20 protein-coding genes are annotated in these 21,459 nt (G+C 34.1%); 5 read left to right on the forward strand and 15 right to left on the reverse strand.

All coding sequences use genetic code 11. From position 1 onward, the window contains the following. Positions 1–277: 277 nt before the first annotated feature. Both BR77_RS06405 and BR77_RS06410 read left to right on the forward strand, forming a co-directional pair. Entirely contained in the window at positions 278–1,363 is a 1,086-nt protein-coding gene (locus BR77_RS06405; protein WP_010051149.1) for an LLM class flavin-dependent oxidoreductase, read from the forward strand. Next, positions 1,360–1,926 carry an NADPH-dependent FMN reductase gene (locus tag BR77_RS06410; RefSeq protein ID WP_015075856.1) on the forward strand — a complete coding sequence of 189 codons (567 nt, stop codon included), beginning with the start codon at positions 1,360–1,362 and terminating at the stop codon, positions 1,924–1,926. Before BR77_RS06405 ends, BR77_RS06410 begins: the two co-directional genes overlap by 4 nt. 260 nt (positions 1,927–2,186) lie before the next feature. On the opposite strand, the gene BR77_RS06415 is transcribed toward BR77_RS06410, so the two are convergent. The 7 genes from BR77_RS06415 to BR77_RS06445 form a co-directional block, all read right to left on the reverse strand. Next, a complete protein-coding gene (locus tag BR77_RS06415) occupies positions 2,187–2,495 on the reverse strand; it encodes a type II toxin-antitoxin system RelB/DinJ family antitoxin (protein ID WP_119906412.1) in 309 nt (102 codons plus the stop codon). Positions 2,496–2,641: 146 nt separating this feature from the next. Then, positions 2,642–4,990 (reverse strand): beta-glucosidase, encoded by a 2,349-nt coding sequence (locus BR77_RS06420; protein ID WP_015075854.1) that lies wholly within the window; start codon positions 4,988–4,990, stop codon positions 2,642–2,644. Positions 4,991–5,025: 35 nt separating this feature from the next. Then, positions 5,026–7,797: a glycoside hydrolase family 3 protein gene (locus BR77_RS06425; RefSeq protein ID WP_015075853.1), complete on the reverse strand. Its 2,772-nt coding sequence runs from the start codon at positions 7,795–7,797 to the stop codon at positions 5,026–5,028. Positions 7,798–7,986: 189 nt separating this feature from the next. Next, positions 7,987–10,266 (reverse strand): helix-turn-helix transcriptional regulator, encoded by a 2,280-nt coding sequence (locus BR77_RS06430; RefSeq protein ID WP_015075852.1) that lies wholly within the window; start codon positions 10,264–10,266, stop codon positions 7,987–7,989. A gap of 22 nt (positions 10,267–10,288) precedes the next feature. Further along, complete coding sequence (locus BR77_RS06435; protein WP_015075851.1) at positions 10,289–11,140, reverse strand: MurR/RpiR family transcriptional regulator; 852 nt, start codon at positions 11,138–11,140, stop codon at positions 10,289–10,291. 103 nt (positions 11,141–11,243) lie between these two features. Beyond that, positions 11,244–12,083: a Cof-type HAD-IIB family hydrolase gene (locus BR77_RS06440; RefSeq protein ID WP_015075850.1), complete on the reverse strand. Its 840-nt coding sequence runs from the start codon at positions 12,081–12,083 to the stop codon at positions 11,244–11,246. A gap of 13 nt (positions 12,084–12,096) precedes the next feature. After that, positions 12,097–12,480 (reverse strand): VOC family protein, encoded by a 384-nt coding sequence (locus BR77_RS06445; RefSeq protein ID WP_015075849.1) that lies wholly within the window; start codon positions 12,478–12,480, stop codon positions 12,097–12,099. Between the two features lie 249 nt (positions 12,481–12,729). On the opposite strand from BR77_RS06445, the gene BR77_RS06450 reads away from it, so the two are divergent. Further along, positions 12,730–14,730 (forward strand): transglutaminase-like domain-containing protein, encoded by a 2,001-nt coding sequence (locus BR77_RS06450; protein WP_015075848.1) that lies wholly within the window; start codon positions 12,730–12,732, stop codon positions 14,728–14,730. Positions 14,731–14,819: 89 nt separating this feature from the next. Here BR77_RS06450 and yeiL read toward each other — a convergent pair whose 3' ends face one another. Next, positions 14,820–15,482, reverse strand: coding sequence for a transcriptional regulator YeiL (gene yeiL / locus BR77_RS06455; RefSeq protein WP_015075847.1), 663 nt, complete (start codon positions 15,480–15,482; stop codon positions 14,820–14,822). Positions 15,483–15,571: 89 nt separating this feature from the next. On the opposite strand from yeiL, the gene BR77_RS06460 reads away from it, so the two are divergent. Beyond that, on the forward strand, positions 15,572–16,177 hold the full coding sequence (locus tag BR77_RS06460; protein WP_015075846.1) for a YczE/YyaS/YitT family protein: 606 nt from the start codon (positions 15,572–15,574) through the stop codon (positions 16,175–16,177). A gap of 93 nt (positions 16,178–16,270) precedes the next feature. Here the strand turns inward: BR77_RS06460 and truA are convergent, their stop codons facing one another. Further along, positions 16,271–17,011 (reverse strand): tRNA pseudouridine(38-40) synthase TruA, encoded by a 741-nt coding sequence (gene truA / locus BR77_RS06465; protein WP_010051131.1) that lies wholly within the window; start codon positions 17,009–17,011, stop codon positions 16,271–16,273. Positions 17,012–17,152: 141 nt separating this feature from the next. After that, entirely contained in the window at positions 17,153–17,590 is a 438-nt protein-coding gene (locus BR77_RS06470) for a GNAT family N-acetyltransferase (protein ID WP_015075845.1), read from the reverse strand. 239 nt (positions 17,591–17,829) lie between these two features. Between BR77_RS06470 and BR77_RS19035 the strand changes: the two genes are divergently transcribed. Beyond that, complete coding sequence (locus tag BR77_RS19035) at positions 17,830–18,036, forward strand: hypothetical protein (protein ID WP_015075844.1); 207 nt, start codon at positions 17,830–17,832, stop codon at positions 18,034–18,036. Positions 18,037–18,190: 154 nt separating this feature from the next. Here BR77_RS19035 and BR77_RS06480 read toward each other — a convergent pair whose 3' ends face one another. The 5 genes from BR77_RS06480 to BR77_RS06500 are packed head-to-tail and all read right to left on the reverse strand — an operon-like array spanning position 18,191 to position 21,455. Further along, a complete protein-coding gene (locus BR77_RS06480) occupies positions 18,191–19,030 on the reverse strand; it encodes a PTS system mannose/fructose/sorbose family transporter subunit IID (protein ID WP_010051124.1) in 840 nt (279 codons plus the stop codon). Then, positions 19,014–19,787, reverse strand: a complete 774-nt coding sequence (locus tag BR77_RS06485; protein WP_035064356.1) for a PTS mannose/fructose/sorbose/N-acetylgalactosamine transporter subunit IIC — start codon at positions 19,785–19,787, stop codon at positions 19,014–19,016. Before BR77_RS06485 ends, BR77_RS06480 begins: the two co-directional genes overlap by 17 nt. Positions 19,788–19,800: 13 nt before the next feature. Beyond that, positions 19,801–20,274, reverse strand: coding sequence for a PTS sugar transporter subunit IIB (locus BR77_RS06490; RefSeq protein WP_035064359.1), 474 nt, complete (start codon positions 20,272–20,274; stop codon positions 19,801–19,803). A gap of 2 nt (positions 20,275–20,276) precedes the next feature. Further along, positions 20,277–21,023, reverse strand: coding sequence for a BtpA/SgcQ family protein (locus BR77_RS06495; protein WP_016356359.1), 747 nt, complete (start codon positions 21,021–21,023; stop codon positions 20,277–20,279). Positions 21,024–21,038: 15 nt separating this feature from the next. Beyond that, positions 21,039–21,455, reverse strand: coding sequence for a PTS sugar transporter subunit IIA (locus tag BR77_RS06500; protein WP_015075841.1), 417 nt, complete (start codon positions 21,453–21,455; stop codon positions 21,039–21,041). Positions 21,456–21,459: the final 4 nt, after the last annotated feature.

A 21,459-nucleotide genomic window follows, 5' to 3' on the forward strand; every position in this document is an offset into this window, starting at 1 on the left:
AAATTTTATCAAGAAACTATTTTCATCCACTTTTTTATCATTTGTAGTAGAAAGTTGCTTTGTCTACTGATAAGTCAAATAGTTGCAACATTATTGAAAATAAGTTACTATTAGTAAGTAACTAATAAATATAGTTTTATCGGGTCTGTTCTTTTGAACCAGTCCTTCGGAAAAAAGATAAATTCCCAAAAAAGTAAAAGGACACTTTTATTGGAATTTCCTATTTTTCTGCCAGGCCTAAACGGCTCAACAAACTATTTATTAAGGAGTGTTATGAATGAAAAAGAATTTAAATTATTTACCACAGTTTGATTCAACCAAAGGGATTGAATTTGGTTTATATACTTTAGGAGACCATATCGCGAATCCCCATACAGGTGCTCAAATTTCAGCTGGACAGCGTTTAAAGGATATTAGAGAAATGGCCATTCTATCTGAACAAGCAGGTCTAGATACCTTTGTTGTCGGCGAAAGTCATCAGGACTATTTTGTCACACAAGCCCATGCTGTTGTTTTATCAGCAATTGCTCAAGCAACGTCCAAAATCAAAGTCTCAAGTGGCGCAACGATTATGAGTACATCTGATCCTGTTCGCGTATTTGAAAATTTTTCTACGATTGATTTGTTATCTGACGGTCGAGTTGAACTTGTGGCTGGACGTGCTTCACGAGTCGGCTTATTCGAGTTGTTAGGGTATGACTTGCAAGACTATGAAGAATTATTTGAGGAAAAATTTGATTTATTATTAAAAATCAATCAAAATGAGTACATTAATTGGGAAGGTCAATTCCGTCGTCCTCTTACTAATGCACATATTATTCCTCGACCAAATGGCGGACAATTGCCAATTTGGCGTGCTGTAGGAGGTTCTCCTGGAAGTGCAATTCGAGCTGGACGTGCTGGTGTTCCAATGTATATGGCCCATCTAGGTGGTCCTGCTAGTGTATTTAAGCAAACAATTGATGCGTATCGTCAATCTGCTGCTGAAGTCGGATATGATGAAACAACTCTACCGATTGCTACAGCCGGACTCTTTTATGCTGCTGAAACTTCTCAGGATGCTATGAAAGAATACTATCCACATGTCAATGAAGGAATCCAATTAAGTAATGGACAAGGTTTTCCTAAACAAGCTTTCGCTCAGGCAACCGATAAGCGTAGTATTATTAATGTTGGATCACCACAACAAATTATTGAAAAAATTCTTTATCAACATGAGATGTTTGGGCATCAACGTTACGTTGCTCAATTAGATTTCGGCGGGGTTCCTTTTGATAAAATCATGAAAAATATTGAATTAATCGGAAATGAAATTTTGCCTGCTGTTAAAAAATATACGGCAAAGGAGTCTAATACTAAATGAAAATCGTCTTATTATCTGGCTCAACTGTAGGCTCAAAAACCCAAACAATGATGAAAACCATTGAAGAAAAGATTCAAACGAACTATTCTGATGTAGAATTAACTTTCTTAAATTTAAAAGAATTAACTATTCAGTTTAGTGATGGTCGCAACTTTTTAGATTATGATGGAGATACAGGATTTGTTACTAGAAGCATAATGGATGCTGATATTATTTTAATTGGTTCTCCAACGTTTCAAGCCTCTATTCCTGGGACCTTAAAGAATATCTTTGATTTATTGCCTCAAAATGCTTTTCAAGGAAAAATTATTGGTTTGGCAATGACTGCTGGTTCAGCAAAACATTTTCTTGTTGCTGAAACGCAATTAAAACCCATTATCAATTATATGAAAGGGAATTTAGTTCCCAATTACGTTTTTGTTGAAGAGGTTGATTTTAATCAGAACGAAATTGTAAACGACGATGTCTTATTTCGCTTAGATAAGTTAGTTGAAGACGCAATTGTTTTGACAAAAGCTTATCAACAAATGTGGCAAGAGCAAGAAGATGCTTATGGTTTTTAAATTTTAATCGTATAAAAACAACCTCAAAGTAAGGATAACCAATCCCTACTTTGAGGTTATTTTATTTATCTAATGTACTTTATGATAGTGACACTCATCAAAATAACTTGTTATACTCTTGTTTTTGATGAAATATTCTGGAAATAGTGATAACTAGATCGTTATCTTCTATGTAATAAATATCTAGCTATATAGTCTTCTATTTGCACTAAATCCTGTATAGCTAGCTCTGATAACTGTAATCCATAGGCTTCCATGCTTTAATCCAAATTTAATTTAGTAAATAAGGCTCTTACTTCATCAATATCCTTTACTTTTCCAGCCTTAGCCGCTGTCGTGCCTTTAGCCACTTCCAACTGTAATTTTTTAAATTGAATTTCCGCCTCATCTTCATTCGTAACATCAAAAGGTAAACCATTGTGTCTCACAATTTGGTCTAGTGTCATATTGATTACTGTACTCATATCTAATTGCATGCTTTCTACAATTTTAGTAGCCTTTTTCTTCAATTCTTTATTCGTTCGAACACGAATATAATCATCTTTTACTGTCAGTGCATTTGCTCCCATCATAACCATCTCCTCGTTTACTCATTGTACACTCGTCGAGTGATTTTATAAAGAACTGAACGTGTTAATTTTTAAAAAGCATGTTTAAGAAACAATACCTTATAAAGCGCATCACTTCTTAAACATACTAGGAATCTGAACTCAAACTAATTTTTGCCATTCACCCAGCGTAAATAACGCTGGACATTTTTTTTACTAATTTTCCCACCTGTAAATCGCTCCATTTGTCTAAAAGGCATATTTAAAACAAAATAAACATTATTCGACCAAAGTGGTTGTTTGACTATTTTCAAGACATTTTTCACAAAAATCACTATGTTGTAGCTAGATTTACCTAACCAATTTTTATTTCTTGCTTGGGCAATTGTATCATTCATCCCAAGTGGTTTTTTAGGGTCCCAAAGCAACGCTGGTGGTTGATAGCCTAACAACTGATAAAATTCTGCATCTGGAATTCTTTGAACATTAGCTTGAGCATAAGTTGGGTATTTTTTTAACTGATATTCCTCACTCTCGTTCTTTCCTACTTGCTCTATCATAGTCGTTAAACGTATATCTTCTATCGAACTTCCAATTTGAATGTTATAGTTGCCAGCTTCTATTGCCCAGTCTTGATTGACTAAGCTATAGTAAGAAAAATCATGCTCTGTTAATTGGATTGTCACTACTTTGGATTGACCAGGTTCTAAATAGATTTTCTCAAATCCTTTTAGCTCTCGTTTTGCGCGAATAATTTTGGATTCTTGCTTTTCAATATAAAGTTGTGCAACTTCTTCTCCTGCTACTTTTCCACTATTGCTAACAGTAAAACTCACAGATAAATCCTCTCGAGTGATATCAGAATAAGCAAATTTCGTATAAGAAAGTCCGTAACCAAAGGAATATTTAACAGGTACATTTGCTGTATCAAAATAACGATATCCGACAAATAATCCTTCACGATGTTCTGAAGTGGCTTCTTTCCCTGGATAATAAGTGGCTGATGGTACCGACTCATACGCTAAAGGGTACGTTTCACTTAATTTCCCACTTGGATTGTATGTGCCTAATAAAATTTCTTTTAGAGCTTCGGCTACTCCTTGTCCAGCTAAATAACTATGAAGAATACCTTGCACACGCTCTTCAAAGGGCAGTTCTAGGACCCCACCCCCTGCTAAAACGATAACCACATTAGGATTAACTTTGGTTATTTCCTCAATCAAATGTAGTTGATTAAATGGTAATTTTAAATCATGACGGTCAATGCCTTCCGCTTCCCGACTTTCATCTAAGCCAACAAATAATAACACTTTATCCACTTTTTTGGCTAATTCTATAGCCTCATTAACTAACTTAGTTTTTACACGTTGCCCCATTCGTTGATAACCTTGAGCATAGCCTTGTATTGACAAAGGGCTTTCTTTCAACACTTCCACAAAATTGGGTACTTGAGTTGGGTTAATCAACGAACTTCCAGCTCCTTGATAGCGAGGTTTATTGGCAAAATCACCGATTAAAGCGATTTTTTCACTAGCTCTCAAGGGTAAAATTTCTTTTTGATTCTTCAAGAGAACCATCGATCGTTTTGCAGCATCAACAGCTTTTTCATGATGTTTCTGATAATCAATGGTAACGGGTTTTTCAGTCACTGAGCTCGTTTCAAAAACTAATTTTAATAGTTGATTAACAGCTTGGTCTAAAATAGCTTCAGATAATTCACCGGTTTGAATAGCTACAACAATTTCCTGATCGGTAATCCCATTGGTTGATGGCATTTCTAACTGATTTCCTGCTCTTAAACCTGCTACTCGATCATTGTTTCCTCCCCAATCCGTTACCATAACACCATCAAATTGCCACTCACCATATAAGATATCATTCATAAGATGTGGATGCTCATTTGCATAAATGCCATTGATTTTATTATAGGAGGACATAATTGTTTTAGGTTTGCTTTGCTTGACTACTCGTCTAAATCCCTCTAAATAAAGTTCTCTTAGTGAACGTTCATCTACAACTTCATCTATTGTCATACGCATATGCTCTTGGCTATTTACGGCAAAATGTTTTGGGGAAGCTGCAACGCCCTGACTTTGAATTCCTTTTACTTGCTGGCTAGCTAGTTCACCTGTTAAATAAGGATCTTCGGAAAAATATTCAAAATTACGTCCACATAATGGGTTACGCTTAAGATTTAAACCAGGTCCTAAAATCACACTCACATTTTCAGATACACATTCTGCTGCCAAAAATTGGCCAATTTCATTAAGCAACTCTCGGTCCCAACTGTTAGCTAAAGTTGCTGCTGTTGGATAACAAGTTGCTGGCAAACTAGCGTTTAATCCTAAATGATCTGCTTTCCCTCCTTGTTTACGTAAGCCATGCGGCCCATCCGTTAACATAATCGACGGAATATTTAAGCGTTCAATCGCTTTTGTATTCCAAAAATTTTCACCAGACATCAATGACGCTTTTTCTTCAAGGGTCATTTGCTCGATTAAACTTTGATACTTCACTTTATATCCACCTTCATTTCTTTTCCAATTAATTTCTATTTTTCATCAAATAAGTACGTTTGTAACAGTGCATACATCGTATTATGAGCACTGGTTCTTAAACCAATAGCTGTCCCCGATGGATCCGCTTTGTAGGCTTTTTCTAGACGTTTTGTATTTGTTGGAATACTCATAATATCTAGCATTAAATCATTACCCGCAACAACAGCCTTATCTGCATGCATAAAACCAAAGACTGCATCACTAGACACGACACCTTCAAAGCCCCATTCATCTCGTAAAATATCATTTAACAATTCTGAATTTCCACCAGCCCATTTGCCATTAATCAAACTGAAGCTGGACATAGTTCCTAATGTTTTTCCTTCTTTAACAGCAATTTCAAAGGGACGTAAATGAAGTTCACGAATAGATTGCTCATTGCCCCAGACATACAAGCCAGAACGCGCATTTGTTTCTTGATCATTCATTGCAAAATGCTTCATAAAAACGATAATACCTTGATTTTGTGCTCCCGAGATAACAGATGCACCCATTTTACCAGAAAGCAACGGATCTTCGGAGAAATACTCAAAATTACGTCCCCCCATTGATGTGCGATGCAGATTAACTGCTGGTGCATACCATCCGTGAACACCATAGGCTTTAGCTTCTTTCCCAACAGCCTCACCCATTTCATAAGCTAATTCATTATTCCATGTCGCAGCTAAGACTATTTCTGTTGGGAAGGCCGCAGCTTTGACAGGTTTAAAGAATGAATTAATGCCAGCTGGACCATCTAGTAATACGGAACTAGGGACGCCTAAACGCTTAATTTCATTCGTTTGGTACGCTCCATTCGCCATGTAGTCAATTAATTCTTCTGCTGTAAATTGATCTAAAAACTTCTCCCATTTTGGATCATCATGCTCTAAGCCTTTTAAATCAGCTAATTGAATACCATTATCTGCACCAAATATCGGCATAGTTAATTTAGAATCTGTCGTTTTTTTTGCTACTTCATCCAATACAAATTGAGGAGCTTTGTGATTCATCTTTTTGTCAGATGGATACGTACCTTCCCAATCGCTTCTTGATAAATAATCCAAATCGCCTAAACTTTTTTCAAATTTATTTTCAATGACTGTTCCAGTGACAGCATCTTCTTTGATTATTTTTTGTTCAGCAATTTCATAGTCAAAGACTTCTGCAATATCATGTACATTTCGAGCTAATTTAATTTGGTAATTTCCCGCATCAAGTACATAGGCTTCTTCTTTGATTTGATCATATGAAGCCATATCATTTGTTGCATAACTTAATTCTAGCGTTTCTTTTTCACCTGGTTTCAATAGCTTAGTCTTGCCATAAGCGCCTAATACAATCGCTGATTTTTCTAGTCCACCCTTGCTATATGGGGCTGAATAATAGAGTTGAACTACGTCTTTACCAGCGACATCTCCAACGTTCGTAACTTCAACACTAACCGTCATCTTATCTTTTGAGAAATCTTTCTTTGTAACTTTCCAATCAAATGTACTATAACTTAGTCCATGTCCATATGGATAAAGGACAGCTTTTTTATAACCCGCTTCATTACCTTCATAATATGTCTCATAGAAACGGTAACCGATATAAATATTTTCTTGGTAATTAACAAAAGCTTGGTCTAAATTATCATATTGATAATTACCAAAATTTTCTGTTGCTGGTGCAGAATCATTGTCATACACATAGGTATCTGTTAGCCGACCCGATGGATTTAAATTGCCAGCTAAAACATTTCCCAATGACTTCGTCCCAAAAGGTCCAGGTGTTCCTACCCAAAGAACAGATTTTATTTGTGGAAATTCTTCAAGGTACCCTAATTCCAAAGCATTTCCAGCATTTACAACAATTGTAACATTTTCAAAGTTTTCGCATATTTTCTTGATTAATGCTTTCTTATTTGCTGTTAATTCCAATTCTTCTTTCGACATGTCACTGCTCTCAACACCTGAACTAGTCAGAACAATCAAAGCATTTTCAGAAAAATCCTTTGATTCTTTCACAACTTTATCTTTTAAATATGAAATAGCTAACTCATCATCATCTGATGGTGCTAGCATTGATTTTGCTACTTGAAGTAAACCACTTTCATTTTTCCCAGCTTCCGCTTTCGCTACCTCTGGAAGCTCTTGATAAAAATCGTATAATTTTGAATTGTACTCTATGCCGGCATTTTTTAAACCATCAAATAGATTAACCGCATTAGAGGTATCTGACCCACCTGATCCACCACCTCCATATCGGAAGTTAAATGCAGAGACACCAAAAACATTAATTTTTTTATCTTCTAAAGGTAAGCTTTTGTCCTCATTTTTTAATAATACAATTCCTTCATTCGCTACTTCTTCAGAGATTTTATTTCCATGATTACGAGCCCTTTCACCAGCAGATGTCTCCGTATTGATGTGCAACTTACTACCACTCATAACAGCGTACATCGAAGTAACTGTTGGACCGAATTTCACTCCAATAAAGAGGATAAATAAACCTACTAATGACCAACCAATTAGTCTTCTTGGTCTATTTTTTATTTTACGATAAATTTTATGCTCTTTTTTATGTTCTCTCCGTTCTTTTTTATCTAGCTTTTTAAGCTCAACTTTATAAGTTTGTTTTTCTGATTTTTTAAGTTGTTTTATAGACTCTTTAGCTGCTCTTTTTTCATCATCAGGTAACGTTTGCCAAATTATTTTCTTAGCCTTCGTTGCTTCTTTATCTTTTTTTACTTGCTGACTAATTAATGCTTTTCTTGCTCTACGTTTTCTCCACCAATTTCTCATTCCTTCTCCTCCAATTTAACCTTCTCTTAAAAGATCTAATACTTACTATATTCTACATATTTTACTAACCTTTCCATCTCTATTATATAATAGCGCTTTCAATTTAACCTTGATGTTGTTGTTTAAAAAAAGCTAAATATTGTTTTATTTTGTTTTAAACCTTAAACAAAAAAACAATATTTAGCCTATTCATTCTACTTTTACTAACTCGATATACTGAATTCCCAGTAATGGTACAGCTATATCCAAGTGGTAAAATCCTTCTATATCAACCATTACAATCTCTCTAGTGGGTTGATTCACCTCATTATAATAAGCTATTTCTTCAAAAGACAATTTAACGTCACTTGATTTATTGAATAACTCTTCTTGTTTCTTTTTAATCTGAGGTGTTAATTTTTGTTGACTAACTTTGTATCTTCCAGAAATATTCTGTAATTCTAAACTTAATTCAAGAATTGGATTTTGTCCTCGCTTTTTATTACGTTTTTCAAAAGGAAATCCATAGATTGTTTTATTCATAAAATTGCCAATTCCTTGTTCAGGGTACGCAATAAGGAGTCTAAAATTATTGCGGCATTTTGTCAGAATACAGAATTCATTCTGGTAGACGACTTCACTATACAAGGAGCTGATAAAATGATACGCATACCAGCTTTCTTTAATTAACCCATTTTGATGCATTAAAGCCATCTTTTCAGATAAATTTTTGGGGAAATAAGTAAACAGTTTAGTTGCATCTAATGAAATTGGTAAATAATAGTCTTTTCCGGGATGAACTTGGTTTAACATATACCAAATTGTATAGTTAGCAATCGCTAACTCACTCATTTTATGAAAATAATCGTCTTGTTCAAATTTTTCAATATGTTGTAAAATTGTTTGTTGCGCTTGGCTATTTTTCAATTCAGAAATATTTTCTAAAAATTCTGGTTTTTCTAGGGCTGAAACGGCTACCTCTAAAGGTAGATATTGAATAGCTGCATTATCATCAATAATGGCAACCAATTGTCCTGTGTTTTTATTCAGGGCATTCATTCTTTGAGGATGTCTTGGAAAGTGAATAACAATTTCGCAAAGCTCTTCAAAGCTACGAATACAGTCTACCAACGGAACACAAAGCTCTCCCTTCAAATCATACTCATAATAACATCTAAATTCAGCACGCCACGAACTAAGTTGCGGATAATTCCCTTGCAAATAATAACTTAAACGTTGAATTAGAGTTTGAAATTCTTCCTGGTAGACATTATTTTGTTTCAAGTAATCATCAAAATCCATTGCTTGAAATTGTAAATATGGAATAAATCCTAATTTAATAATTGTGCTAAGTTCGCTATCTAACTGTTTAAAATCTATTTCCAAGTTATTTCCGTTTCTTTTGATAACTATTTTCTGCATAATATCCTTGACAGCCACATAACGAACCTTTAGGGCTTTAATGACTGGCTTTGATTGATTCGTTAAATATACTAATTCTGATTTTAAAATGTACTCTTTTGGCTGAAATTTATGAGTTAGACTAGATAAATCAATGAGAATGGATTGGCTCATTTTTTTAAGTTCAATTTTCTTCACTTCTGTTAGTTCGCCATCTGGTAAATACGGAGCCAACAATTGATAGCTATCGGTTTGTCTAGTTTGCGGTTTTTCAGTTAAAAGAGCCGCTTTCTTTTTACGAAAATCCGCAGGTACAACGCCATTCCGCTCTTTAAAGATACTGCTAAAGCTGCGAGCACTAGCAAAACCATTGGTTAGCGCAATCTCCGTAATACTTGCTTCAGTCGTATCAAGCATGCGGATAGCATTTGAAAGGCGAATTTCTTTTAAATAATTTCCTACTGAGATACCAACTTGTTCTTTGAAACTATGGGCTAAATAAAATTTATTGATAAAAAACAAGTCAGCTATTGATTGCAGGCTAATTTTTTCTTGGTACTGTTGATTAATGTAGGTGATGATTTTTTTATTTTTATCTGTTATATGAGAAGCTTCTGGCGAGATGATACTGTCAACTGATTCCCGAGGTAGATGACGGATTAATAGCCCAATAATAATTTGGATATAGCCTTCTATAAGATAGTCGTAACCTGTTTCTTTATTTGTGCTTTCTATATAAAGTGAAGCTAAAATTTTTGTTATTTTTTCGTATAATTCCTGATAATAGGTTAAAGAAAGAGGATAATTTAGATTGAAGTTTCCAAGTTCTCTCTGACTTTTTGACAATTTCATGGTTAGGACTAAGATTTTATTTTTCGAACTTCCAACCATCCCAACAAGTTCCCCAGGATTTACTAAAAAAATATCACCAGTTTCTAATAAGACAACCCTCCCATTCCTTAAAACTTCAAGATGATCCGCTAAAACAAATAAACATTTAAGATGTTCATTAATATAAACATCGACATTTTCAATCGTTTCGATTTCAACTTTAATCGATTTAACTGGTATCTCTATTAACTGCTTCATCTCTGTCCCACCATTCTCATTTTTAAATCAAATCAGGATTCATTTTTTTATAATTTTCTAGTTTATACGCAATATTTTTATCATAGTCTTTGTTGAAATAGCTTAGGTATAAGATATCAAATATATACATTAACGACGTTCTAGTCGAAAAGGATGAAATTTTATGATAATGACTTTCAAGAGAGGGAAAAAGAAAGTGACTATCGACTTTTTCACTGAGTAGTGGACTATTCTCTGCAGTAATCAGTAAGATTTTGCAGTTATTTTTCTTTAATATGGCAAATAGTTGGGGGATATTCGTGCCACGCCCTTCAAATGATACAACAATTGCTAGATGTTGCTTTGTACTATTGGCTGCCGTTAAATTTTGTGTATAATTATCCTTTGGTACATGGACCGTTTTTCCGATTTCTTGCATTTGAAATTTAAAGTTTTCAGCAAAATAAAGATTAGCTGATGTGGTATAAACATCAATCACCTCAGCTTCTTGCAAAAGAATACTCGTACGCATCAAATTTTCTAAATCATTTGTAGCAATCGTTGCTTGGACGGTTTGATCGTATACCGTTTGTAAATTTTTCATAACTGCATAATTGTTATCTTCTGACGAAATTGGATAATTAATGTCAATGATCGTTTCAGAGGTATGTGCATTTAAATACTTAACCAGTTCAAGCTTTAAATCGTTTAAACCATCAAGTTTTAGTTTATTAATTAAACGATAAATTGTCGAAATAGAAACAAAAGAAGCTTCTGCTAATTCTTTTGGTGAAAAATAAATAACTTTCTCAGGACTGGCTAAAATAAAGTTAACTAGCACTGTTTCACTTGTCGTCAAGTGCTTTAAATTTTTTAATTTTAAAAGAACATTCATTGAGTTTCGATTCCTTTCCCTTATTGTCTCACTCTAGTATAAACGATTTTGAGCATTTAAGCGCAAAAAAAGACGAGATTTATTTCATCTCATCTTTTTATCCTTACAATAATTCTGCTAAGGCTTTGGCAATGCCATCTTCATTGTTGGTTAACGTAATTTTATCAGCACTATTTTTTAATTCATCCACTGCATTCCCCATCGCAACACCCATTCCAGCATATTCAATCAAGGACAAGTCATTGTGCCCATCACCAAATGAAATGATGTGTTCTCTTTCAATTCCTAAAGGAGTTAAGGTTTTATCTAATGCGTTGGCTTTATCAATGCCTTTGTCTGTAAATTCAAAATACATTGGAGCTGAAAAAACACCGCTGACTTTTGCTTCAAATGGAGCGATAATTTTTTTCCAATGCTCATTTAGATATTCTGGTTGGGCAGCTACTAGAATTTTATGCAAGGGAAAATCAACAAAAGCAGCTAAATCTTCTTTTTCACACAACTGGAAGTTACCGCCTCGCGATTCATACTCAATAATATTAAAGATTCCCATCGGTTCACCTAAATCTAACATCCCATTAAAGACATTATTTACGTACATATACTCATCTTTTGCAATCATAGGTAAAACATCAAATTGCTTCAAATGTTCCAAAATATGCTGACTAGTGTTGACTGATAGCGGTTGACTAAATAATTCTTTTTCTGCCGTAACATCATAAACATGGGCACCATTATAAGATACAAGCAAACCATTATAACGATCCATTTGTAATTCTTCGACATATTTCAACATACCAGGTGTTGGTCTGCCTGAAGCTAATACCACTTTAATCCCCTGTTGTTGTGCATTAATTAACGCTTCTCTCGTTTTTTCAGTTAACTTTTTTTCATCATTTAAAAGTGTTCCATCAATATCTAAAACTATTGCTTTTACATTCATTATTTTTCCTCCATTATGCTGTAATTTCAATCCGATTTCCTTCTGGATCAGCAATGACTGATTCATAATAGCCATCACCAGTTGTCCGGCTTGGACTTAAACACTCATATCCATCTTCGATAAGTTGTTTCGTTAACGCATCAACTTTTTCTTTATTTCCAAGTGCAATTGCTAAATGAGCAAAACCAAGAATTTCTCCACCAACTATACGATGAGTAATGTCTTGGCGATACATAATTTCCAATCTGGCGCCACTTTCGAACGTTAAAAAATACGAATGAAAGCCTGTTTTAGTATTGTGATATAATTCTGACGCTTGGGCATTAAAATAATTTTCATAGAATTTACGCATGCCTTCTAAATCTTTTGTCCATAAACCAATGTGTTCAATTTTCATTATGAGGACTCCTTCATCGCTGTATTTACACTTTATTATAAAGGATAAAACTCACAGATAGTGAAAACGGACTCATTTTGACAGATTCTTTTCAGCATTTAGACCGAACCTATTGGCAGACTGATATTTTTTTCTCATAGTACTCAACTGAATTAAAACGCTATTTATGCAACGTTTGTGATTTTGCATCTTTTATTCTTTTATAAAGTAAGATACAATGATATAAAAAAGAGTTGGGGAGTTTGTCTAATGGGAAAAGAATATTATCGATTAAATCCTGCATTACGTTCTGCAGAAACAAAGCAAGAAAATATTGAAAATTGGTTATCCATTCAAAAAACAGATTTTTATCATGCACAAGTAGCACAAGAACGAGACTACTGCTTCTGGTGTCGGATTGTCGAAACGGCAAAACCAAACTCACTAGAGAGTTATACATCCATGTCTTATACCTTAAACGATCCGAATACACTAAATTCAGCGGCTAAAACTAATTTTATTTTAAGAGAAGATGAAGTACTTATTATTCATACATTAGCTGTTGTACGCAATGGACAAGTTATTGATAAATTAAACGACATTAATGTCAAAGTTCTAGATCATGTTCGAGATGAAAACTACGGCAATTTTGATAATGAAAAAAGCGTTACTATTTTGATTCGAGATCTTCATTTAAATGATATCTTCTTAATTGAAACAACGATTGAGCGTACTTATGCTAGTGACAGCATCCGCAACAAGTTTTTCCGATATCTTTATACCTATCCAGGTCCTTATTGGGCTTACAGCAATTATCAATGGGAATTAAAAAACGAAACAGGCCAAACCATTGAAGGTCATTATCGTTATTTCCGAGATGAGTCAGACACTATTTTAGAGAAAGAAAAAATTGTTCTAGAAGATCAAGATTCATTTATCATTGAAGAACAACAGTATACTGGAAAAGAGCTAAAAGATTTAGAAATTGCACCATTTATTGATTTTGCTACGCAAAAAAACTATCCAGAAATTACTGATACCTTAGCAAACTTGTATCAACAATTTTACCAAGTAGAGATAGGAACTTTTGCTGCTGATTTACTTAAAGATTTAGAAGCTTTGCCTTCTTTAGAATCCAAAATTAAGTATGCTATAGATTTTGTTCAAAAAGAAATCTATTATCTTTACAATAGCTCTGAAATGGATGGACATGAGCCACAAGCTGCTGAAGTTACCTATCAAACGAAACAAGGAGATTGCAAAGCTAAGACAGTCTTATTAAAGGTGATTTTAGACTCTTTAGGTGTTGATTCAGAAATCGTCTTAGTTAATTACAATGGAGATATATTTTTACCGATTTATACTCCGTCACCCTTTAATTTTAATCATGCAATTTTGAAAATTTATATTGATAATCACATTTATTTTGTTGATGCTACAGTCGCAAATGATCAAGGATTTTTAGAAAAACGTCGCAAAGATAGTTTTATGAATTATTTAGAAATTAAAGCTGGAACGACTTTGCAAAAGCAAGCACCTTTTCAAGATCAATTGCCAGCTATTGAAGAAATTATTCACTGCGATGTGAAAGAAGACGTTGCTACTTTCACCTTAGAAGGAACAATGCGTGGTGGAGTTGCCAATAATACGAGGGAAATGTTTAAAAACCAAGCAAATAAAGATATTATTTCGCGTTTTAATGGATCTATTTATTCGAATATGGTTTTGTACAATAAGTATGAGCAAAACGAAATTGATAAGCATTTTAGTGATACCTCGATTCAAATCATTGAAGACAATAAAGAATTAAATGAACTTAAAGTCATTTATAAGGCGACAATTTCTGAGCCCTATTTAAAAGAAGGCAATAAACGCTTTTTACATTATTGGGATCGAAATTATTTTTTAAATGATGAAGCAGAAAATCATCATCATAAAGATTTCCCATTATGGGTCGACCGTAACTCAGTTAAGATGGAAATTCATTTGACCGTTGATCAGTCTATTGACCAACAAGAAATTTTCACACGACAAGAATGTGACTTTAAGTCGAAATACCTACAACATCGTGTAACTAAAAAAGTCTCTGAACATGGTGTTTCTTGCTACTTGAATTATCAAACATATCGTAATTTAACTCTTTCTGGTAAAGAGTTAGAAGACTACATCAAGATAAATAATCAAATTCGCAACAGCAATTGGGGATTGGGCATTGATATCATTGAAGATGGTTTGTTTAAGAAACTTGGTCGATTATTTAAAGGAAAATAATGACTAATACATGGACACACTTTTTAATCCAACAGGCGCTTCCTTAACTGGAACGCCTTTTTTTATTTATATTCTCCTAAAAAAAAGAATTAACTCTGTTTCTCCCTTAAAAATAGCTCTAAGTTCTTTCGATGAATTTGATAGTTTTGACCTTTTTTTTCAATAAATCCCCATTCTTTGAATTGACTAAATATATGCAATAAATGACGGTAGCTTACCCCTAAATATTCGGAAATTTCTGTGTGTTTTTCCTTGTATAAATCATCTACTGAAACCGCAAGCATTAATTCTGCTAGCCGATACTTCAAATCAAAGGATTGATTTGCTGCAAAATGCTCCATACGAATCAATAATTTATGTCCAATATATTGACTGATTTTTTGTAAAAAATGGACATCATTCAACAAAACTGACTGAGCATAAGACATTGGAATTCCCAAACAAATTGTCTGACCAAGTGAAACAACGTCTTTCCCTCGCTCTTCAGCTTTGACTAGCGATAATTCACCAATAAAATCATTTCGTTCAATGAACTGAATAATCAAACGTTTTCCATTTTCTTCTGTCTTTAAAATTTTGGCTTTACCTTGCAAAATATAAAAGATAAAAGGCATTTCATTCCCTTCTTGCTGAATAAATTCGTTCATACCAAATTCAAAAATAAAACTATTTTTTAAGGTTTCTTCTGAGAAAAAATTGATTTGTTGCAAAAGTTGTTTTTTACTTGAAACTTGATAAGCAGTTTTAATCATAAAATTACCCCTTTAAACTATGAGATATCTCATATAGTCTAAATCGATTTTACCATATAATTAAGGAAAATCCTAAAGGAGTTCTTTGAATGAATACAAACAAATTAATTAAATCGCTTATTTTTTATATGTTTAGTGCTTTTGGAATTAGCCTAACCATTAAAGCAATGATTGGAGTCAGTAGCTTCAATTCTCTCAACGTTGCTCTAGCAAACGTTACAACAATTAAAATTGGAACTATTACGACAATCATTAACTGTTGTTTTTTACTACTCTGTTGGTTTCTCGACAATCAACGTGCGATTAAGCCTTACTTCTTGATGCTTATGGCGTTACTCTTATTTGGTACTATAATTAATCTTTTTCTATATACCTTTTTAAAATCTGTCACTATTTCTAATTACTTTCTACGTGTCCTCCTATTTATTGTTGGAACAACAATTAGTGGATATAGCACCGGACGTGCTTTATTCTTAAATCTATTGAAATTTCCAATCGAACATTTTTGTGTCTTAATTGCCAACCGAAGTAATCACAGCTTCAAATTCTATCGTTATAGCATCGATATCTTCTGCGTATCTTTTTCATTGCTTCTTTCCTTGCTTTATCAATTGCCTATTGTTGTACGTGAAGGAACAGTCATTAGTTTATTCTTATTATCTTTCATGATTTCATGGGCTAAAGAAAAAGAGTAACATTCACAATTATTGGGTAAGACTACTTTATTAAACAAAAAAGGAACTCATTCAAAATTGAATGGGTTCCTTTTCGATTTATTCAGTTCAATCTTAACGGTAGTAAACTTCATCTAGGAAAAGACCTTGGGAAGGTACAGTTTCCCCAGCATATTGTCTAATTTTACTTTCAAAAACTTCTTCAATAGAGTCCACAATCATTGTGCCTGCACCAATTTCTAAAAGCGTCCCCATGATGATTCTAACCATATTGTGTAAGAAACCATCTCCCACAAAGGTAAAATGAATTTTCTTACCCTCTCTCTGGATAGACAGCTCTTCAATTGTTCGAACCGTTGATTTTTTCGACTTTTTAAGTGAAGAAAAACCAATAAAGTCGTGGCTTCCAATTAATAGACTGCACGCTTTATTCATTCGATCAATATCTAATTTTTTTGCATATTGAAAAGTATACTGGCGTTCAAATGCTGAAGGAATCGCATCATTCCAGATATAATAACTATATTTTTTTCCAGTCGCGTTGTATCTAGAATGGAATCTTTCAGGAACTTCTTCGACTTTTTTGATGATAATATCACGAGGCAAATAGCGATTCATAAACTCAAGCATTTTTGCCAACTCCATCGTTGATTCTGTTTTAAAATTAGCAATTTGTCCTCGCGCATGGGTTCCTGCATCTGTCCGACCAGAACCAATAATTTCAATTTTTTCAGTGGTCATTTGTTTTAAAATATTTTCAATTTTCCCTTGAATCGTATTATCAGAATCACCCAGTCTCTGCCAACCTAAGTAACGTTTTCCATCATATTCAATCGTAAGTTTTATATTTCTCATAGTCTTTATTTTGCTCCTCTTATTTCTCAGATTATTTCGAACAGTTTCTTCTATTTTTTATTGCTTGGAACAGCTATACTACAAAAGTATTGTGCTTCTTATCTATTGGCTTATTGTACCAGTAAAGAGAGCAATTAACAATTAGAGGTCTCGACTATAAAATACAAGCCTCTCTATTTCTTTAAAACCGTTTCTTTTATAAAATTCTTCAGCAGGCACTCCACGATCCGTTAGAAGTGCAAAATTATTAATATCACTACTATCAAGTTCCTTGATTAAATGATTCAAAAGGGCTTTACCAATTCCTTTATTTTGAAAGTTTCTCTTTACACCCATTTCATGTATATAAAATTCATTTCCATCCCACCAGACTTTACTCACACCATAAATAAAGCCAACTATTTCATTCTCTTCTAGCGCTAAAACCCCAGTAAATCCAGGTGTATGATAGTAATCAGATAGATAATGTTCGGCTCTTTCAACGGTCCATTTATCATTCCATGGCTCGTCATTAAAAATTTCAATAAACGTTTTTGTACATTTAACCAAATCATTTTCTGTAAATTTTTTAAATTCCATAGTGGCATTCCCTCACTTTGTTTGTATTTTTATTGGGTCTGAAAAACGCTGATACATAAACTCACTTCTACCTTATTATACCAGTAAATTAAGTCATCAAAAAATTAAATTTTGCTGATTTAAGTCAAGAAACCTTTATCTTATTTGAAAGACAGCAGTCCCCGGTTATTGTTGCTTTTGTCATTAGCCAAGGGATTAAAAATGGATTAAATTTAAAGGTAAATTCTTATGTAAAAAGCTTGAATAAAGGCTTATCTTTAGTTTCAGTTGGGAAAGGCCTGGCATTCTTATATTCAGGAATAAATGATGGGACCTTGGAAGAAAAATATCATATCAATATTAGCGATTTAGAAACAACTCGTAATAATCAAAATATTGTCGCAGCTATTGATAAATATAACGATAATGAGTTACTTCGGGAGTTGCTTACATTTTTAAAGGTTTAATTAATCTAGGCAGTTGATAACGTAAAAAAGTGCTTATGTTACAGATACTAAAAACAAAAAAGAAATAAAACAGACCTTGTTTTATTTCTTTTTTGCTTAGATATAAATTTTTATCAATAAGACAAATGTCATAGATAGTGACTTTAATCCTCTTTTAAGCTAATCCAACTAATGCTACTGCTATTGAAAACAGAATAACACCTAACAATAATACCGTTGTTTTGACTTTCTTCCCTAATAACCAATAAATAATTAAAAAGAACATTGCTGGGAAAAAGCCTAACATAATTTGGTCAACATAGGTTTGTAATGACTCAGCAATTTTTCCGCCACCAACTTTCATAATTAACTCAAATTTAACGTTAGATGCCGTCATCGCACCGATTACCATTAACCCAAGAATCGAAGCTGACTGAGTAATAGATTGAACTAAACCACTGTTTCCTAATTCACCAAAGAACTTAGCACCAAACTTAATCCCTTTATCTAAACAGATATATCTCAGCGCAAAGTGTGGCACATTAATAATCAGCAAAAAGGCGATGGGACCAAAGATACTTCCCTGATTAGATAATGAGATGGCAATTCCTGTAGCAATCACTTTAAGGGTTCCCCAGAAAAATGAATCACCAACTCCAGCAATCGGTCCCATTAAACTTGATTTAACGGCACTTATCGAGGAAGAATCAAAATCATTGTTGCGGGCATTTTCCTCTTCCATAGCACTCGTGATACCAAATAACAAAGTGGAAATATGTGGTGTAATCGACATAAACTCTAGGTGACGCTGCAGAGCTAAGGCCCGCTCTTCCTTGGTTTCATATAGTCTCTTAATAATAGGCGCCATCGTGTAGGCAAATGCTACGTTCTGCATGCGCTCATAATTCCATGAGGCATCCAGTGTCAGCGAACGAAAGAACACTGACCAAAAATCTTTCCGTGTTAATTTAGATCCTTCTGCTACTTCATTTAATGGTTTAGAATTCGTTGTCATCGACAAAATCCTCCTGTTGTGTCTTATTTTTACTAACGGACATCACTAACATCACTGCTACAATCCCGAAAAGTGCCACACCTACAACGGTTACATTTAAATAAGCCGTTAATAGAAAACCTAGTAAAAGAAAAGGCACCATATTTTTGGTTAACATCATTTTAGCCAACATGGCGAACCCGATAGCTGGGATGATGCCTGCTGCAATATCAAGGCCATGGGTAATAAATGCAGGAACAAAAGATAAAATTTTCTCAATTGCTGGTACACCAAGAGCAAATCCAACGGCAACCACCAAAGCAAGTATGACTTTATTCAAGATTGAATAGATAATTTGCGTTCGTTCAACGCCTTTTATATTCCCCTCTTGGGCATATTTATCAGCTTTGTGGCTCGCATGAGTTAAGAGAAAGGTCATTTGCAAGTTATCAATTAAAAGCACCAATGTGGCAATTGGCACAGCCAGTAAAACGGCACTTGAAATCGATTGACCACTCATAATAACATATGCTGTAGCAATAATCGTTCCAGAAACAAAATCTGGCGGATTGCTAGCACCAACTGGAAAGGCTCCCATAAAGACGAGTTCAAGGGTAGCACCTAATTTCAAACCAGCCTCTACATCACCAAGCGCCAATCCCACTAAAGGGCCAACAACAATCGGTCGATTCCACATAGTTGAACCAAAGAAGCTATGCATGTATGCAAAAAATGCAATTAAAAATATCAAGATTATATTTCCAGCAGTAATCTCCATTTATTTCTCCTCCTTAAATCAATTTTCTGATGTCAACAGCTTGCTCATCAGGTACCATCTGAACGGTTAGATCAACACCTGTTTTTAACAATTGTTGAATCAACTCGATATCATCTGCTGATAAGTGAACTGATTTTGAGACTTGCTTTCTATCCGCACCATCCTTCATGCCACCTAAATTAATTTCCTTAATCAACGGCACTTGACTGGCTAATTTGGCTACGTCTTCTATTGACTCACATAAAATCAATAAACTATACTTATCTGTTACACCAGAATTTAACGCTGCGATAGAATCATCAATGCTTTTCATAACTAGTTTAACACCAGTTGGCACAGCCATCTTCATCGCTGTCATCTTCAACGGATCCTGCATAATTGTATCACTAGCAATTAAGATACAATTGGTTTGTAAAAACTTTGTCCAGGTAAATCCAACTTGTCCATGAATCAAACGGTGATCTACTATCACTAATTTAATACTCATCACTATAACGCCTCCCTATGTTTTTTTATCAATTTCATAAATTTTCGTACATTTTCACGACTGACATCGCCAGTATCTTTTTTTGTATCCTTAAAACAACTTCCCACAATTGCTGCATCACAAATTGCTAATTGTGCCAAGACATTATCATCTGTTACACCTGCTGCTACCACCAAAGGAAACTCACCAAGAGAATCTCTAAATTCTTGAATCTTTTCCATTGATGTTTCTTCGCCTGTTGCATTTTGAGTCACTGCTACAGCATCACATCTCGTTTTAGCAATGTTTAAATCCTCTGATAAGCTCTTTTCTGATAATTCTGGTTGATATTTAAAGCGGACACCACCGATTAAGCAAGCTTTGGTTCGTCCTCGTTCTAGATCAAAGAAAGCTTGGAGCGTTGCTTCATCTCGCTGCTTGACATGACCAACAACTGAATCGACTTGAACAATATCTAGCTCGTATTTATTTGCCAAGTAAAAACCCATACTATCTAAATTCAAACAATTTACTCCAATTGGAATTGGCAATTTCAGGGAAACAATGTATTGGATAGCTTTTTCAAGCTGAATAAAATCCCCATAATAATTTTCCATCATGATACAATCTACGCCTTCTTCAACATAAATCGCAATTTCCTTTTTGGCACGCTCTTGAATCTCTGCTTCTGACTCTCCTTTTAAATGAATCATGGCAATAATTGGTTTTCTTGTATTAAAAATATCTAAAAATACTTTTTTTTCCGACATTTGATAACTTCCTCTCTAAAAATCTTCTTCTTCTAACTCTATTTGATCAAGTTGAATACGAACAATCCCTTTCTGAGCTTCTTTAATCATCTCATCAATTGATTCATCTGAAATCATTTCTGATCCATCTAGAAGTACTTGCAACGCCAAACTTAAATTCACACCAGAAAGCAACACACCATTGGGATAATTTACCAAACTTAACATAGCGTTTACAACGCTAGCTCCGTACATATCTCCCATAACAATAAACTGCTGATCAGGATGGTCAATCATCTCCTTTTCAATCTCTGCCACAAAATCTGTAGCACTTTTCCCAGGTGTCAAAGAATAGGTCGAAATCTCTTTAGCCATACTACCAGCAATCAACTCAAGGGCATTTTTAATGCCTAACGCCAACTCTCCATGGGTTGCAATAATTATTTTTTTCATGATA

Source organism: Carnobacterium maltaromaticum DSM 20342, from assembly GCF_000744945.1.
Lineage (GTDB): Bacteria > Bacillota > Bacilli > Lactobacillales > Carnobacteriaceae > Carnobacterium > Carnobacterium maltaromaticum.

Coding starts and splice junctions, on each gene's coding strand:
- BR77_RS06470 (WP_015075845.1), bottom strand. CDS start 17,590: ATGGAATTTAAAAAATTTACAGAAAATGATTTGGTTAAATGTACAAAA.
- BR77_RS06500 (WP_015075841.1), bottom strand. CDS start 21,455: ATGAAAAAAATAATTATTGCAACCCATGGAGAGTTGGCGTTAGGCATT.
- BR77_RS06425 (WP_015075853.1), bottom strand. CDS start 7,797: ATGAGAAATTGGTGGAGAAAACGTAGAGCAAGAAAAGCATTAATTAGT.
- BR77_RS06440 (WP_015075850.1), bottom strand. CDS start 12,083: ATGAATGTAAAAGCAATAGTTTTAGATATTGATGGAACACTTTTAAAT.
- BR77_RS06495 (WP_016356359.1), bottom strand. CDS start 21,023: ATGTCGGAAAAAAAAGTATTTTTAGATATTTTTAATACAAGAAAACCA.
- BR77_RS06405 (WP_010051149.1), top strand. CDS start 278: ATGAAAAAGAATTTAAATTATTTACCACAGTTTGATTCAACCAAAGGG.
- BR77_RS06435 (WP_015075851.1), bottom strand. CDS start 11,140: ATGAATGTTCTTTTAAAATTAAAAAATTTAAAGCACTTGACGACAAGT.
- truA (WP_010051131.1), bottom strand. CDS start 17,011: ATGAGAAATATAAAACTTACGATTGAATATGATGGAAAACGTTACTTA.
- BR77_RS06415 (WP_119906412.1), bottom strand. CDS start 2,495: ATGGGAGCAAATGCACTGACAGTAAAAGATGATTATATTCGTGTTCGA.
- BR77_RS06490 (WP_035064359.1), bottom strand. CDS start 20,274: ATGAGTATTAAATTAGTGATAGTAGATCACCGTTTGATTCATGGACAA.
- BR77_RS06445 (WP_015075849.1), bottom strand. CDS start 12,480: ATGAAAATTGAACACATTGGTTTATGGACAAAAGATTTAGAAGGCATG.
- yeiL (WP_015075847.1), bottom strand. CDS start 15,482: ATGATTAAAACTGCTTATCAAGTTTCAAGTAAAAAACAACTTTTGCAA.
- BR77_RS06480 (WP_010051124.1), bottom strand. CDS start 19,030: ATGACAACGAATTCTAAACCATTAAATGAAGTAGCAGAAGGATCTAAA.
- BR77_RS06410 (WP_015075856.1), top strand. CDS start 1,360: ATGAAAATCGTCTTATTATCTGGCTCAACTGTAGGCTCAAAAACCCAA.
- BR77_RS06460 (WP_015075846.1), top strand. CDS start 15,572: ATGAATACAAACAAATTAATTAAATCGCTTATTTTTTATATGTTTAGT.
- BR77_RS06485 (WP_035064356.1), bottom strand. CDS start 19,787: ATGGAGATTACTGCTGGAAATATAATCTTGATATTTTTAATTGCATTT.
- BR77_RS06430 (WP_015075852.1), bottom strand. CDS start 10,266: ATGAAGCAGTTAATAGAGATACCAGTTAAATCGATTAAAGTTGAAATC.
- BR77_RS06450 (WP_015075848.1), top strand. CDS start 12,730: ATGGGAAAAGAATATTATCGATTAAATCCTGCATTACGTTCTGCAGAA.